Origin of the sequence: Streptomyces sp. Z26, assembly GCF_003665095.1 — a bacterium.
Lineage (GTDB): Bacteria > Actinomycetota > Actinomycetes > Streptomycetales > Streptomycetaceae > Streptomyces > Streptomyces phytohabitans.
This window is the reverse complement of sequence record NZ_RCHV01000002.1, coordinates 6,204,900-6,219,111: the sequence shown is the minus strand read 5'-3', so window position 1 is coordinate 6,219,111 and position 14,212 is coordinate 6,204,900. Positions and strand designations below refer to the sequence as shown.

The 14,212-nt window shown below is 72.6% G+C and carries 11 protein-coding genes; 4 read left to right on the top strand and 7 right to left on the bottom strand.

The features are described 5' to 3' along the window. Nucleotides 1-152: 152 nt before the first annotated feature. The 6 genes from D7M15_RS26935 to D7M15_RS26910 all read right to left on the bottom strand — a co-directional run bounded on the left by D7M15_RS26935 (nucleotide 153) and on the right by D7M15_RS26910 (nucleotide 9,123). Nucleotides 153-1,193 (bottom strand): WYL domain-containing protein, encoded by a 1,041-nt coding sequence (locus tag D7M15_RS26935; RefSeq protein WP_121519865.1) that lies wholly within the window; start codon nucleotides 1,191-1,193, stop codon nucleotides 153-155. A gap of 149 nt (nucleotides 1,194-1,342) precedes the next feature. Further along, on the bottom strand, nucleotides 1,343-3,151 hold the full coding sequence (locus tag D7M15_RS26930) for a coagulation factor 5/8 type domain-containing protein (protein WP_121519864.1): 1,809 nt from the start codon (nucleotides 3,149-3,151) through the stop codon (nucleotides 1,343-1,345). 457 nt (nucleotides 3,152-3,608) lie between these two features. Continuing rightward, nucleotides 3,609-5,036 (bottom strand): Glu/Leu/Phe/Val dehydrogenase dimerization domain-containing protein, encoded by a 1,428-nt coding sequence (locus tag D7M15_RS26925; protein WP_121519863.1) that lies wholly within the window; start codon nucleotides 5,034-5,036, stop codon nucleotides 3,609-3,611. Nucleotides 5,037-5,759: 723 nt separating this feature from the next. Beyond that, nucleotides 5,760-6,686 carry a glycine betaine ABC transporter substrate-binding protein gene (locus tag D7M15_RS26920; protein ID WP_240649513.1) on the bottom strand — a complete coding sequence of 309 codons (927 nt, stop codon included), beginning with the start codon at nucleotides 6,684-6,686 and terminating at the stop codon, nucleotides 5,760-5,762. 289 nt (nucleotides 6,687-6,975) lie between these two features. Then, nucleotides 6,976-7,557, bottom strand: coding sequence for a hypothetical protein (locus D7M15_RS26915; RefSeq protein WP_121519861.1), 582 nt, complete (start codon nucleotides 7,555-7,557; stop codon nucleotides 6,976-6,978). 120 nt (nucleotides 7,558-7,677) lie between these two features. Beyond that, nucleotides 7,678-9,123 (bottom strand): MFS transporter, encoded by a 1,446-nt coding sequence (locus D7M15_RS26910; protein WP_121519860.1) that lies wholly within the window; start codon nucleotides 9,121-9,123, stop codon nucleotides 7,678-7,680. A gap of 261 nt (nucleotides 9,124-9,384) precedes the next feature. Between D7M15_RS26910 and D7M15_RS26905 the strand changes: the two genes are divergently transcribed. Next, entirely contained in the window at nucleotides 9,385-9,840 is a 456-nt protein-coding gene (locus tag D7M15_RS26905) for a MarR family transcriptional regulator (protein ID WP_121519859.1), read from the top strand. A 42-nt stretch (nucleotides 9,841-9,882) separates the two neighbouring features. Here D7M15_RS26905 and D7M15_RS26900 read toward each other — a convergent pair whose 3' ends face one another. Further along, on the bottom strand, nucleotides 9,883-10,713 hold the full coding sequence (locus D7M15_RS26900; protein WP_121519858.1) for a helix-turn-helix transcriptional regulator: 831 nt from the start codon (nucleotides 10,711-10,713) through the stop codon (nucleotides 9,883-9,885). Between the two features lie 101 nt (nucleotides 10,714-10,814). Between D7M15_RS26900 and D7M15_RS26895 the strand changes: the two genes are divergently transcribed. The 3 genes from D7M15_RS26895 to D7M15_RS26885 all read left to right on the top strand — a co-directional run bounded on the left by D7M15_RS26895 (nucleotide 10,815) and on the right by D7M15_RS26885 (nucleotide 14,161). Further along, a complete protein-coding gene (locus D7M15_RS26895; protein WP_121521491.1) occupies nucleotides 10,815-11,609 on the top strand; it encodes an SDR family oxidoreductase in 795 nt (264 codons plus the stop codon). A 149-nt stretch (nucleotides 11,610-11,758) separates the two neighbouring features. Beyond that, nucleotides 11,759-12,034, top strand: coding sequence for a hypothetical protein (locus tag D7M15_RS26890; RefSeq protein WP_121519857.1), 276 nt, complete (start codon nucleotides 11,759-11,761; stop codon nucleotides 12,032-12,034). Between the two features lie 249 nt (nucleotides 12,035-12,283). Then, nucleotides 12,284-14,161, top strand: coding sequence for a sugar-binding domain-containing protein (locus D7M15_RS26885; protein ID WP_121519856.1), 1,878 nt, complete (start codon nucleotides 12,284-12,286; stop codon nucleotides 14,159-14,161). Nucleotides 14,162-14,212 lie beyond the last annotated feature (51 nt).

The window sequence follows — 14,212 nt, the reverse complement described above, 5'->3', positions numbered from 1 at the left end:
CGTCCGACGGGCCGTACGCAGGTTCTACCCGGACCCTCCATCACCCGCTCTCATCGAGGAGACGGCGAGGTGACGGGCGGGCGGACGGCGGGGTACGCGGGCCGCCCTCCGGCGCACACGAGCACCGGCACCGGCACCGGCGCTGCCGCCGGTCAACTCCCGTCGGGCGCGGCGGCGTCGGCGTACCGGCGGGCCAACCGGGCGAAGGCCGCGCGCAGTTCGGGCGGACCGACGACCTCCACCTCCGCGTCGTAGGAGCCGACGGCGGCGGCGAGACCGGCCCACGACCACGAGCCGAGGACGAGACGGCAGCGGTCCGGGCCGAGTGCCTCCACGACACCGTCGCGGGTGAAGCGGGACACCTCGGCGGCGGGCAGGCCGAGGATCACCTCGCCGCGGCAGGGCCAACCGCCCGGCCCGGACGCGTCCGCGCCCGCCGCGTCGCCGGTACCGCCCGCGACCCCCGCGCCCCGGAAACGTGCCGTGACGAACGCGGCCACGTCCCCGCCCGGCAGCGCGCGCGGCGTGAAGCGCGGCCCGTTGGGCACGCGCGGGGTGACACGGTCCGCGCGGAACGTACGCCAGTCGCCCCGGTCGAGGTCCCACGCCACCAGGTACCAGCGCCCGCCCCACGTCACCAGGTGGTGCGGCTCGGCGCGGCGCGGTGGCCGGTCGCCGCTCCCCCGCCCGGCGTCGGGCGGCGCGGCGGCGGCGTAGTCGAAGCGGAGCACCTCGCGGTCGCGGACGGCGGCCCCCAGCGCGAGCAGCACGCCACCGTCGGCGCGCGGTTCCGGCCGTACGGTGGGTCGCCCCACGACGGTGAAGCGGAGGGTGTCGACGCGGTGCCGCAGCCGTACGGGCATGACCTGCCGCACCGTGGCGAGCGCGCGTTCCGCCGCCTCCTCGATGCCCGCGCCGCTGGCGGCGGCGAGCTGGAGGGCGACGGCGAGCGCGACGGCCTGCTCGTCGTCGAAGAGCAGCGGGGGCAGGTCCGCGCCCGCGTCGAGCCGGTAGCCGCCGTCGGGGCCCTTGAACGCCGCGATGGGATAGCCGAGTTCGCGCAGCCGGTCCACGTCGCGCCGTACGGTGCGCGGGCTGACGTCCAGCCTTTCGGCCAGCAGCGCCCCGGGCCAGTCCCGGCGGGCCTGGAGCAGGGAGAGCAGCGCGAGCAGGCGCGCTGAGGTGTTCGGCATGGGGCCATCGTGCCCGAGGAAGCGGCCGGTACCTGTCCGCTGCCACCGCGCCGCCCGCCCCGTACCCCGGAACGCGCGGCGGGGACCGCCGCCCCGAAGGGCCGCGGTCCCCGCCGCCGCCGGACGTCAGCGCCGCCCGGCGGGGTGCGTCACGGGAACGAGACGACGTTCGACGGGACGGTGTCCTCGCCCGAGGTGGGGTCACCGATGTCGTTGATCACGTGCGCGTACTGGCCCTTGCCGCCGAGCGACACCACCAGCAGGCCGTGGAACTTCACGCCGGGCTTGTTCGGCGCCGCGAAGCCGTGCTCCTGGACGATCGTCGGGTCGACGTTGTAGAAGCAGTAGCTGCCCAGGCCCCAGCCCTCGTGCTCGGTCACCGAGTCCGCGACCTTGTAGCCCGCGTAGCCGCGGAGGTCGCCGTTCTGGATGGCCTCCTGGTTCGGGGCGTCGTACGCCTTCTCGTTCTGGAAGAAGATCGTGCGGCCGCGCTCGCCGTTCCACTGCACGTCGTACTTGTTGAAGTGCTCGACGAACAGGCCGGTGGCCAGCACGTCGTCGCCGTTGACGGTGACGCCGTAGTCGCACGGGTTGACGTCCCAGCCGACGCCCTCACCGTGGTCGGCGCGCCAGACCCAGGTGTGGTCGATGATGGTGTGGCGGCTGTTGATCACCATGCTGGTGGTGGCCTTGCCCGCCCCGGCGCCGCCGATGCGGACGAACACGTCCTGGAGGGAGATCGGGTTGCCGGAGTGGTCGGCGGAGGCGCCCTCGGGGCCGACCTCGACCAGCGTCTCCGAGTTCTCCGAACCGGCGTCGACGAGGATGCCCGCGACCCGTACGCCGTTGACGTCGGCGACCTTCAGGGCGGTGACGCCGTTGTCCGGGATGAGCGTCGGGTAGCCGATGCCCAGGACGACGGTGCCCTCGCGCTTGATCTCGACGGGCGCGTCGAGGTGGTAGATGCCGGGCGTGAACAGCAGGTTGAGGCCCTGCTCCAGCGCCTCGTTGATGGTGGCGGCCGAGGCGTCGCCCTTCACCACGTAGAACTCGTCGAGCGGGCGGGACTCGCCCTTCGGCGTGCCGTTGCCCCAGGTGGTGCCGCGCGAGTCGGTGCGCAGCGCGGGCAGGAACACCTTGTACGCGTCGCCGTCCAGGTAGAGGAACGGCTTCTCGCGGGAGAGCGGCGTCTTCTCCAGCACGGTGAACGGCGGGTCCGGGAAGGTCTGCTCGGGCGAGTTCTCGACGCCGGAGAAGACCATGTTCCAGACGGCGTTCTCCCAACCGCCGATGGCGCTGTCGCGGATGTACCACTGCTGCTGCGAGTACGGCAGCACCGCGCCGTCGATACGGCTGTCCGCGATGTAGCCGCCGCTGGCCCAGCCGTAGCCGTCGGGGGCCAGGTTGAGGTTGCCCTTGACGTGCATGCGGCGGAACGGCGCGGCCTGCGAGACGGCGAAGCGGTTGGTGCCGCTGACGGGGGTCAGCGACAGGTTCTCGGCCGAACGCCAGAAGTTCTGCGTGGCGTTGCCGTCGAACCAGCCCGCGTCGACCGTCACGTCACCGTTGAAGTGCGTGTCGTCGGGCGACAGGCCCAGGCCCATGATCGAGGTGTAGAAGCCGATCTGGGCGTTGAGGCCGTCGTACGTGCCCGGCTTGAACAGGAGCGCGTAGCGGCCCTCGCCGAACTGCGCGGACTCCTGCTTCTTGAAGACCTCGTCCAGCTTCTCCTGGATGCCGGAGGTGGACGGGTCGAAGACGATCACGTTCGGGCCCAGGTCACCGCCGCCCGGCAGGTCGGCGGCCTTCTTCCCGTCGGACGACCCGCCCGGGACGGCGGACGCCTGCGTACCGGCGAGGACACCGCCCGCGGCGGCCGCGGCGGCGGCCGTCGCGATGACCTTGCGGCGGGTCGGCTTGGCGCGGTCGGCGGAGTCGCCGGTGGGGGGTACGCGCATGGGAACTCTCCTGTTTCGTCTGCTCGTCGTGGGGACCCCGCCTCGCGGACGAGGCGAGTGTGTGCGGCTCTGGGGGAGCTTCAAGGAGTGAACGGCTACGGCGTGAAGAGAGCGCTCTCATACGCGTGGATTAGTTTCGTTGATAAGAACGTGAAGTCAAGGGTGTGCGCACGGCAGGCATCGAACTCGGGGCCGTACGTCACGCTTTGCGCTCTTCCGTCGGGCGTCCCGTCCCGCCCCTCCCCGCGAACGGGTGGCGAACCGGAGGCGGTCCGCACCACCCGCCGCACCCGCACCACACCGGCCGGCTTCAGGAGGTGTCGGGAGCGCGGCCGTCCGTCTCGTACGCGAACGGTCGTACGCGCGAAGGGCGTTCACCCACGCGTACGGGCCCGGAGCGCGCGGCTCCGGGCCCGTACGGGACGTGCGCGGTGAACGGCTCAGGGCCGGGTGGCCGTCACGACTGCGCGTCTCCCTCGGCCGGTCCCGGCCAGTAGGCCGCGCTGTACGCGGGCAGGGCCTCGGCCGCCGGTCGGCCGCCCGCCACCGGCTTGTCCAGCGCCTCGGCCAGATCCGGCTCGGCACCGCTCGGCGGGCCCACGGGCGCGGCGGCGTCGAGGGTGACCACGGGCACGGCCTCCGGCACGGACTCCTGCTGGGTGCTGGAGTAGAGGTCCCGGAAGGCCACGACGGAGCCGAACTCGCCCGACAGGCGGCGCGCGTTGTCCCGCGCGAAGCCGACCGCCGCGTCCCGCATCGGGACGCCCGCCGCCCCGGCCTCCGCCATCAGACGGCGGACCAGCGGCCGCATCTGCGCCGACAGTCGCGTACAGGCACCGGCCGGGCTGACGACCTCACCGAGGATGACCCACCAGGCCCCGGCGGCGGCGCCGGTGTTGGCGACGAAGTCGGGGACGACGGTGACGCCACGGGCGTGCAGGGACCGCTCGGCCTCGGCGGTGGTCGGCACGTTCGCGGCCTCGACGACCAGACCGGCGCGGACCCGGTCGCAGTTGTCGGGATTGATCACGTACGAGACGGCGGCGGGCACGAGGACGTCGACGTCCAGGCCGAGCCAGTCCTCCCCCGGTGCCTCCGCGTCGTCCTCGCGGAGCACGGACCGGTCGATGACGCCCGCGGCGTCGCGCGCGGCGAGCAGGCTCTCGACGTCCAGGCCCCGCCCGGTGTTGAGGATGAGGCCGCGGGAGTCGGTGATGCCGGTGATCCGTACGCCCGCACGGGACAGGTAGAGGGCCGTGGAGCCGCCCATCGCGCCGAATCCCTGGAGTGCCGCGGTGGCGTTCGCAGCAGGAATGCCGCGGTGGTCGAGGGCGGCGAGCGCCGCTTCCGCGACGCCGTAGCCGCCGATGAGTTCCGCGAGCTTCAGACCGTCGGTGAGTGCGTGGGAAGCGTGACGGATTCGTGAACGCACCTCCGTCTCGTCGTCGGCGCGTACCACGGCGGCGTGAAAGGAGGAGTCACCGAGACCGACGCGGGCGAATGTCTCGTCGAGCTGTTCCTGCCGGGTGCCGAGATCGCCCGCCGTGACCCAGTAACGCTCCAGCAACGGGCGGACAGCACGCACGAAACGTTCGCGGACCTCCTCGGCGCGCGGATCGGCCGGGTCGAAGTCGATACCGCCCTTGGCGCCGCCGACATGAATGCCGAACGCGGCCATCTTGAGCGTCATCTCACGTGCCAGCTCGTTCACTTCACCGAGCGTGCAGCCGGGGCGCATCCGCATGCCGCCGGTCGCGATGCCCGTGACCAGCTGGTCGATCACGACGAAGCCCCGCGCGGGGGTCTCCTCGTCGTCCCAGGTGACCTGGAGGAAGGGCTTATGGCTCGGCACCTGCGATGGCGTGGGGACGTCGATGTGCGTCACGTGTACTCACCCTTTCCGGTCAGCTGGACAGCGTGCGCGCCCTGGGAAAAGCGGCGCGCTCGGGCATTCCCGAGGGCCGGAATCCGGGCATGCCGGATTCCGGTGAGGCGGGAATTACCCGTGAAAGCGAAGCGGTTTTCCGCCGATCCGGACAGCGTCACTGCGCGAACGGACGGCGCGTGTTGTGGACGACACGGCATTGCACCCTGGGCGAACCGACGGCACGCCTGACGGGCAGGTACAACAGACTTTCCGAATACCCAGAGCACGCAAGGTATTGCGTGATGCGTTGCGCCCACTGTGAGGTGGGGATTCACCCCTTGTCAAGCGGCCCCAGGGGGCGGACTGCGCCGACCGGACGCGCCCCCCGGCGGCGTTATCCATCGCAAACCCGAAGCCTTTTGCACGGGTCCGGGCCGCACCGCGGCGGGCGTCGGGAAAGCGCAGCTCAGCATGGTTTCGTGGCACCGGGTGCAGCCCCTCGCGCGCCGTTTCGCGCCCGCGCCGCGTTTGCCCGGCGGGCCCGTGACCGTACGGCGTCACCCTCCCCGGTGATCCCCCGCGCGCCGCGCCCGCCACCGCGCACCCGCCGCGCACCCCTCCGCACGCCGGTCGCACCGGCGTGATCCCCCTTACGCCGGTACGGCCGCCCCCTCCCGCGCCGAACGCGACGACGCCCCGCCCCCGGGTGGTCCGGTGGCGGGGCGTCTCAGGGGGCAGCGCTCAGTCGTTTCCTCCGGTGCCCATGAACCACGTCCGCCAGATCTGCGGCGGCCGCTTCACCCAGCGCTCGGCGGCCTCGCGCTCGTCGAGCTTTTCCTTCACGATCATCTTCGCGACGGTGTTCTGGTCGTCCTCGGTCCAGTTGAAGTTCTTGAGGAAGCGGGCGGCGTCACCGCCGTCCTCCGCGAAGTCGGCGTTCAGGTACTTCTGGAGCTTGGTGCTGGGGTAGCCGCACTTGACCATGGCCTCGCGGTCGGCGCAGCCGGTGGTGTACGTGGGCAGCGACACCTCGGCGAGCGGGACCTCGGTCTCGATCCAGTGCGGGCGCCACCAGTAGGTGAGGAACGGCTGCTCCTTGGCGGCCCGTTCGCGCATCTCGGCCATCTGGGCGTTCTCGCTGCCGAGGAAGACCGCCTGGTAGTCGAGGCCGAGGTTCTTGATCAGCGACTCGTCGTGGGTGACGAACGAGCGGTCGCCCTCGTTGAGTTGGCCCTTGTCGCCGGTCTTGTCGGTGGCGAACAGGTCGGCGTACTTGTTGAGCTTGTTCCAGTTGGTGATGTCCTTGTGCTCGTCCGCGAGGTACTGCGGCACGTACCAGCCGATGCGGCCCGTCACCCCGAGGTCACCGGCGGGGACCACGGACTTCTGCCGCTGGACGTACTTCCGCTCCTCCTTCGGGTGCCCCCAGTCCTCCAGGATCGCGTCCGCCGAGCCGTCGGCCAGCGCCTCCCACGCCTCCGCCTCGTCGAGCCGCAGGACCCGTACCTCGTAGCCGAGCTCCTCCTCCAGCAGGAGGGCGGCGACGGCCGTGTTGGCCTTGCCGTTCGCCCACGCGGGGCTGATGAGCGTGACGGTGTCCTTGTCGCCTCCGCCCGGGTCGCTGTCGGAGCACGCGGTGAGCGGGAGCAGTGCCAGAACCGTCAACACGGTTCCGCACCTCTTGGCTATGGGCATCGGGGAGAAGCACCTCGTGGAATGGCTGCGTATGCCTCGCCGTACTGGTCAGGGTGCGGCGGGCATGTCCGGCCCGGGACGACAACTCTCTGTCCCGCCTCACGGCGGGTCGGGCGACGCGTCAGGGTGACACGGGCGCCGGGAGGCGTCAAAACCACGCAGGGAAAGTACATGGAAACCCCTATGGATTCCCCTGACTTGGGAGAACGCGGGCAACGCGGCTCCTCAACCCCCCGCGCAGCGCCGCGTGTTGCCGCCGCCGTCAGCCCCGTACGAGGGTGACGACGGCCGTGCCGTCCGTGCCCGAGGCGACCTGGAGCACGACGGTGCCGTCCTCCGCCTCCGGCACCGCGCCGACGCCGCCGCACGACGTGCCCGCGCCGCCGGAGCGCAGGACGGACACGCACCCCGAACCGGGGCCCCCGGCGCCGCCCTTGACGGTGCCGCCACCCCCGCCGGTGACGGTGTACTCCACCTCGTCCGCGCCGACCTTCGTGAGCGCGAGCCGGGCCCGCCCGGCCGGTCCCTCGAAGGGGAACGTCACCGGCCGGGTCACCGCGATCTCGCAGTCGCCGTCCGCGCAGGCGGCCGTGTCGTCGCCGTCGGCCGCGGTCACCGACGGCTCGGCGCCGGGGCGCGCGGACTCCGAGGGGGCGGGGTCCGCCGCGCCGTCGGCCGTACGGGACGCGGACGGCGCCGCGCCGTCCTTCCCGTCGCGGCCCTCGCCGCCACCGTCGTCCCCGCCACCGGAACCGCCGCACCCGGCGGCGGTCGTCACGACGAGGACCGCCGTCACCACGTACCGCACCGCCGCGCGCCGCGCCCGCGTGTCACGTACCTCCATGGCCTGCCGCCCCCTTCTCCCCCGCCCGCCCCCCGGCGGGCCCGGCTGGACACCGGAGGCAGGATACGAGGCGCGGAGCGGCGGTGAGGGGGAATTACGCGACCGGCCGTGCTACGGCGTTCAGGCGCGCGCGGGCACCCGTTCCGCGTCCTTCGCGACGGTCTCGGCACCGGGTGCCGCCGGGATCACGGCCGCCACGGCCGCGGCCAGCAGGGCGACGCCGCTGCCGATGAGCAGCGCGACGCGGAAACCGTTCTCGGAGGGCAGCGCGTGGCCGCCCATGGTGGTGCTCATCTCGGCGAGGACCACACCGACCACGGCGGCGGAGAAGGAGGTGCCGAGCGAACGCATCAGCGTGTTGAAGCTGTTGGCGGCGGCCGTCTCCGACAGGGGCACGGAGCTCATGACGAGCGCGGGCATCGCGCCGTACGCGAAGCCGACGCCGGTGCTGCACACCAGGGAGGTGAGCAGCAGGCCCCAGGTGCTGCCCATCAGGGGCAGGGCCACGGCGTAGCCCGCGGCGATCACCAGCGCGCCGACGACCAGCGTCACCTTGGGGCCGCTGCGGGTGGTGAGCTTCCCGCCGAGCGGCGAGATCACCATCATGATCAGACCGGCCGGGGCCATCCACAGGCCCATGCCGAGCATCGACTGGCCGAGCCCGTAACCGGTGGCCTCGGGCAACTGGTAGATCTGCGGCAGCACCAGCATCTGCGCGTACATGCCGAAGCCGACGAGGACCGACGCGACGTTGGTGAGCAGGACGCGCGGGCGCGCGGTGGTACGGAGGTCGACCAGCGGCTCCGTACCGCGCAGTTCCCACCAGCCCCAGACGGGCAGCACGACCGCGGTGGCGGCGAACAGGCCGAGGGTCGTGCCCGAGGTCCAGCCCCAGTCGGCGCCCTTGGAGACGGCGAGCAGCATGCAGATCAGTCCGGTGCCGAGGCCGACGGCGCCGACGAAGTCGAAGCGCTGTCCGGCCGCGCCACCCGGGGTGTTCGGGACGAACTTCGCGATCATCAGGGCGATCAGCACGGCCAGCACGGCGGAGCCCCAGAACAGGACGCGCCAGCTGGTGTACTCCGCGACGGCCGCGGATATCGGCAGGCCGAGGCCGCCGCCGATGCCCATGGAGGCGCTGACGAGGGCGATGGCGGAGCTGAGCTTCTCGGCGGGCAGTACGTCGCGCAGCAGGCTGATGCCGATCGGGAGCAGCCCCATGCCCATGCCCTGCATGCCGCGTCCGGCGATCATCGGCACCACGGAGGAGCTGAGCGCGCACACCACCGAGCCGAGGATCAGCGGTACGCAGCAGGCCAGCAGCATGCGGCGCTTGCCGAGGAGGTCCCCGAGGCGTCCGGAGACGGGCGTGAAGACGGCGGCCGACAGCAGCGTGGCGGTGATCACCCAGGAGGAGTTGGAGGGTGAGGTGTCGAGGATCTTGGGCAGCTCGGCGATGAGCGGTGTCACGAGGGTCTGCATGATCGCCGCGACGGTGCCGGCCAGTGCCAGCGTCGCGACGACGCCTGCGCTGGAAACGGGCGCTGCCGGCCTGGGTGGGGCCATGGAAGGTTCTCCTGTTCGAGCTGGACGCAACAGTTGTGCACCATACACATGAAAAGCATCATGCATATGACGTGTAGGCTGCACTCCGGCGTCACGGGGCCCGACGTACGCCTCTGACCAGGGACGCGAGCCCCGTACACACGTCCGGAAGCACGGAGGCACCGCAGCGGAGCGCGCACCGGAGCGCACGGCGCGCACCCCGGTGCGGACGGCACGCGCGAGCGGACGGCACACAGCACGGCAGCGGGCGGAGGAGCCGGCATGGTCAGGCCATCGGAGCAGGTGGAGTACGAGCAGATGCTGCTCAGCAGGCACGGCTACCTCGGCAAGCACAAAGGACGCCGCCACGACGGAAACCTGGAGCGCAGCGCGTACATCCTGCTCAGCCGCATCCGCGTGCAGGGCCCGATGTCCATCGGTGAACTCAGCGAGGCGTTCGGCCTGGACACCTCCACCCTCAACCGGCAGACCGCCGCCGCGCTGCGCGCCGGGCTCGTCGAGCGCATCCCCGATCCGGAGGGGCGGATGGCCCGGAAGTTCCGGGTCACCGAGGAGGGCGAACGGCAGCTGGACGAGGAGCGGGAGGGGAACGTACGCGGGCTGGAGCGCGTCATGGCCACCTGGCCGGAGGAGGACGTCGCCGTCTTCGCCGCCTACCTGCGGCGGTTCAACAGCGACATCGAGCGGCTCGAAGGGCGGTCCTGGCCGCGCCCGTGAGCGGCCCGCCCACCCCGGACCGCCTGCCCCGAGCCACCGCCCTCAGCCCTCGTGGCGCGCGGTGGCGGCGAGCGTGCCGAGGAGCGCCAGCGCCCCGGCGGACGGGGAGCCGGGTTCCGCGTGGTAGACGACGAGTTCCTGGCCGGGGCTGGACCGTACGTCGAAGGTCTGCATCGTCAGCGTCAACGGGCCCGCCTCCCGGTGCTGGAACCGCTTCCGCTCCAGGGACTTGCCGCGCGCGTCGTGGCCCGCCCACAGCTCCGCGAAGTCCGGGCTGGTGTCGAGGAGTTCGGCCAGCACCTGCCGTACGCGCGGGTCGTCGGGCGCGTGCCCGTGGCCGAGCCGGAAACCGGCCACCGCGTCGCGGGCCACGGTCCGCCAGTCCCGGTAGAACGTACGGCTGTCGGGGTCGGTGAAGACGACGTGCATCAGGTTCGCGGAGTGCCGCCAACCGCCGAAGAGGGCGTCGGCGATCGCGTTGGACGCCAGCAGGTCGTACGCGCGGTTGAACACCACCGCCGGATTGTCCGGCCAGGCGCCCATGAGCTGGAGCAGGCTGGGGTCGACGCGGTCGCTGACCGTACCGGCGCGGGCCCGCGGGCTGAGCCCGGCCAGCCGGAACAGGTGCTGCCTGCCGTCCTCCGGGAGGCGCAGCGCCGTCGCGAGCGCGTCGACGACCTGCGCCGACGGGGTGCGCTCCCGGCCCTGTTCGAGCCGGACGTAGTAGTCGACGCTGACCCCGGCCAGCAGCGCGACCTCCTCGCGCCGCAGGCCGGGAACGCGGCGGTGCCCCGTGCTGGGGAGGTTCGCCTCGTCCGGGCTGACCCGGGCCCGGCGGGCGCTGAGGTAGGCGCCGAGTTCGGTACGTGCCATGGCCGCAGCGTAGACCGCCGTGCGGGGCGCTTCCTGGGTGTGGCGCTCCCCCGAGGACCGCTGCCTGCCGCGTCGCGCGCCGGGTGCGCATCGTGGTGGCCATGACGACGAACGAGACCCACCGAAGCGACGGCGTACCGGCCGTCGACCCCACGGACCGCGCGGCGAAGGTCGTGCTCGTCACCGGCGCCAGCAGCGGCATCGGTGAGGCCGTCGCCGCCCGCATGGCGGCGGAGGGCCACCACGTGCTGGCGGGCGCCCGCCGTACGGAGCGGCTGGACGCGCTGGCCGGGCGTACGGCGGAGGCCGCGGCCCGGTCCGGCGGGAGCCTCCGGCCCGTACGGCTCGACGTGACGGACCCGGAGGACGTGGCGGCCTTCGTGGCCGCCGCCCGCGAACGGCACGGGCGGGTCGACGCGTTGATCGCCAACGCCGGTGTCATGCCGCTCTCCCCGCTCGCCGCGCTGCACGTGGCGGAGTGGGACCGGATGATCGACGTGAACGTGCGCGGCCTGCTGCACGGCATCGCCGCCGCCCTCCCGGTCTTCACCGCGCAGGGCTCGGGGCACTTCGTGACGGTCGCCAGCATCGGCGCGCACGAGGTGGTGCCGACCGCTGCGGTCTACTGCGGCACGAAGTACGCGGCGTGGGCGATCACCGAGGGGCTGCGGCAGGAGTCCGACCCGTCGATCCGGGTCACGACCGTCTCCCCCGGGGTGGTCGCCTCCGAACTGGCGGACACCATCACGGACGCGGGCACGGTCGAGGCGATGCGCGCCTACCGCGCGCACGCCATCCCGCCGGAGGCCATCGCGGACGCGGTGTCGTACGCGCTGTCCCAGCCGCCGGAGGTCGACGTGAACGAGATCGTCGTACGCCCGGCGCGACAGCGCTGACCCGCGGCAGGCCCCCGTACCGAACCGACGGAGAACGGGGGAAAGCGGGCGCGCGCGCCGCGAACCCTCCGGCGGACTGTGTTGACGGTCACGTCAAGAGGGGGCGCGGGGCGCGTTGCCCCGGGCCGCCGCGCCTCGTTGGGAGGGGCATGGAGGCATTCGCTGGCAATCCGTTCCGTACGATCCGCGCGCCCCGCACGACCCGCTCACCCCGCGGCGGTGACGCCACCCGGAGGGCCGCGCGGGGTGCGGCCTTCACGGCCGTGACGTTCCTGGCCACCGCACTGTCGGCGGCGCTGGCCGCGGCGGTCGCGGTGCTCCGGGCACTGGTCCTCGCCCGCTTCGGCGGGGTGGGGCGGCTGGTGATGCTGGCCGCGTCGGCGGCGGTGATCGCCGCCGGGGCGGCCGCGGTGCTCGCGGACTGACCGGGGGTGCGTACCGGGAACCGTCACTTCGCTCTCGCGAACGACAGATCGACCCCTTCGCTGCAACGTTGTACTCGATTTCCGCCGCCCCCCACCACCCCGCGTCACCGCACCCGGTCCCCGCGATCCGTCACGGAGCGCCGCATGTCCGGCCACTTCCCGTAGTCCCTCTGTACGGGACCTCTGCAACGATGTAACCCTGTGCTGCAATGAGTTTTGCCCGCCAGAACCAGCCAGCCAGGAGAGCTGATGTCCGCACTGCCTGATGAGCGTGCCCACCACAGCCCGTCGGACGCGTCCGTGCCGCGCCCCGAGTACCCCCGCCCCGGCTTCGTCCGTGAGGACTGGCTGAACCTCAACGGTTCCTGGCAGTTCGCCCGCGACCCCGGCGACAGCGGCCTCGAACGGGGCCTGACGCACGCCGAGTTGCCCGAGCGCATCACCGTTCCCTTCTGCCCGGAGTCGGAGCTGTCCGGCATCGGTGACACCGACTTCCACCACGCCGTCTGGTACCGGCGCACCGTCCGGATACCGGCGGAGTGGGCGGACCGCCGCCCCGTACTGCACTTCGGCGCGGTCGACCACGACGCGACGGTCTGGGTGAACGGCACCGAAGTCGCCCGCCACAGCGGCGGGTTCACCTCCTTCAGCGCCGACCTGGGCGGTGTCGTACGGGCCGGGGAGGAGGCCGTGGTCGTCGTCCGTGCGCGGGACGCGGGGCGGGGGCCGCAGGCGCGCGGCAAGCAGTCCGCCGAGTACGCGAACCACGCCTGCCACTACACGCGCGTCACCGGCATCTGGCAGACCGTGTGGCTGGAGCCGGTGGCCGCGACGCATCTGCGCCGCCCCCGGATCACCCCCGACCTCGCGTCGGGCAGCTTCCACCTGGAGCTGCCGCTGTCGGGGAACCGCGCCGGGCACCGCGTACGGGCCCGCCTCACCGACGCGTCGGGCGCCCTCGCCGTCGCCTCGTCCGACGCCCACCTCGACCTGGCGCCCCGGCTGGTGCTGACCGTGCCGGAGGAGAGCCGCCGCCCGTGGTCGCCGGAGGACCCGCACCTGTACGGGATCGAGCTGGAGGTCGTGGACGGGGACGGCACCGTCGTGGACCACGCGGTGTGCACCGCCGGGCTGCGTTCGGTGGCGCTCGACGGGAAGCGGCTGCTGCTGAACGGGAAGCCGGTGTTCCAGCGGCTGGTGCTGGACCAGGGCTGGTACCCGGACGGGCTGATGACCGCGCCGGACGACGCCGCCCTCGTACGGGACATCGAGCTGTCCCTGGCGGCGGGCTTCAACGGCGCGCGCCTGCACCAGAAGGTCTTCGAGGAGCGCTTCCTGCACCACGCGGACCGGCTGGGCTACCTGGTGTGGGGCGAGTTCGGGGACTGGGGCTGCAACACCGGCCCGGTCGGCCCGGACAACCAGCGGCCGTCGAGCGGTTACGTCGCCCAGTGGCTGGAGGCCGTCGAGCGGGACTACTCCCACCCGTCGATCATCGGCTGGTGCCCGCTGAACGAGACCCGGCAGCTGCTGCACGACCGCCGTACGGACCTGGACGACGTGACCCGCGCGATGTTCCTCGCCACCAAGGCGGCCGACACCTCGCGCCCCGTGCTGGACACCTCCGGCTACTCCCACCGCGTACGGGAGACGGACGTGTACGACTCGCACTGCTACGAGCAGGACCCGGAGGCGTTCCGGCGGCTGATGGACGGGCTCGCGAAGGACCGCCCGATGGTCAACCCGCAGGACGAGGACCCGGGCGCGACATGGTCGGTGCCGTACGCCGGACAGCCGTACTTCTGCAGCGAGTTCGGCGGCATCTGGTGGAACCCGGAGGAGGCGGAGGCGGCCGGTGAGGACCGCTACGTCTCCTGGGGTTACGGCGAACGGCCGCGCGACGAGGAGGAGTTCCAGCGGCGCTTCGCCGGGCTGACGGGTGTGCTGCTGGACGACCCGGACATGTTCGGCTACTGCTACACGCAGTTGACCGACGTGTTCCAGGAGCAGAACGGCGTCTACCGCTTCGACCGCGGCGAGAAGCTGGACGTGGCGCGCGTACGCGAGGCGCAGCTGCGCCCGGCCGCGTACGAGCAGCGCGACGGGGGTGCGGCGACCGGGAGTTGACGGTGCCACGGGCCCCGCGCGCCGGGGCCGGTACGGGCGGCCCGCCGCCCC

Coding starts and splice junctions, on each gene's coding strand:
- D7M15_RS26885 (WP_121519856.1), top strand. CDS start 12,284: ATGTCCGCACTGCCTGATGAGCGTGCCCACCACAGCCCGTCGGACGCG.
- D7M15_RS26910 (WP_121519860.1), bottom strand. CDS start 9,123: ATGGCCCCACCCAGGCCGGCAGCGCCCGTTTCCAGCGCAGGCGTCGTC.
- D7M15_RS26890 (WP_121519857.1), top strand. CDS start 11,759: ATGGAGGCATTCGCTGGCAATCCGTTCCGTACGATCCGCGCGCCCCGC.
- D7M15_RS26895 (WP_121521491.1), top strand. CDS start 10,815: ATGACGACGAACGAGACCCACCGAAGCGACGGCGTACCGGCCGTCGAC.
- D7M15_RS26915 (WP_121519861.1), bottom strand. CDS start 7,557: ATGGAGGTACGTGACACGCGGGCGCGGCGCGCGGCGGTGCGGTACGTG.
- D7M15_RS26930 (WP_121519864.1), bottom strand. CDS start 3,151: ATGCGCGTACCCCCCACCGGCGACTCCGCCGACCGCGCCAAGCCGACC.
- D7M15_RS26935 (WP_121519865.1), bottom strand. CDS start 1,193: ATGCCGAACACCTCAGCGCGCCTGCTCGCGCTGCTCTCCCTGCTCCAG.
- D7M15_RS26905 (WP_121519859.1), top strand. CDS start 9,385: ATGGTCAGGCCATCGGAGCAGGTGGAGTACGAGCAGATGCTGCTCAGC.
- D7M15_RS26900 (WP_121519858.1), bottom strand. CDS start 10,713: ATGGCACGTACCGAACTCGGCGCCTACCTCAGCGCCCGCCGGGCCCGG.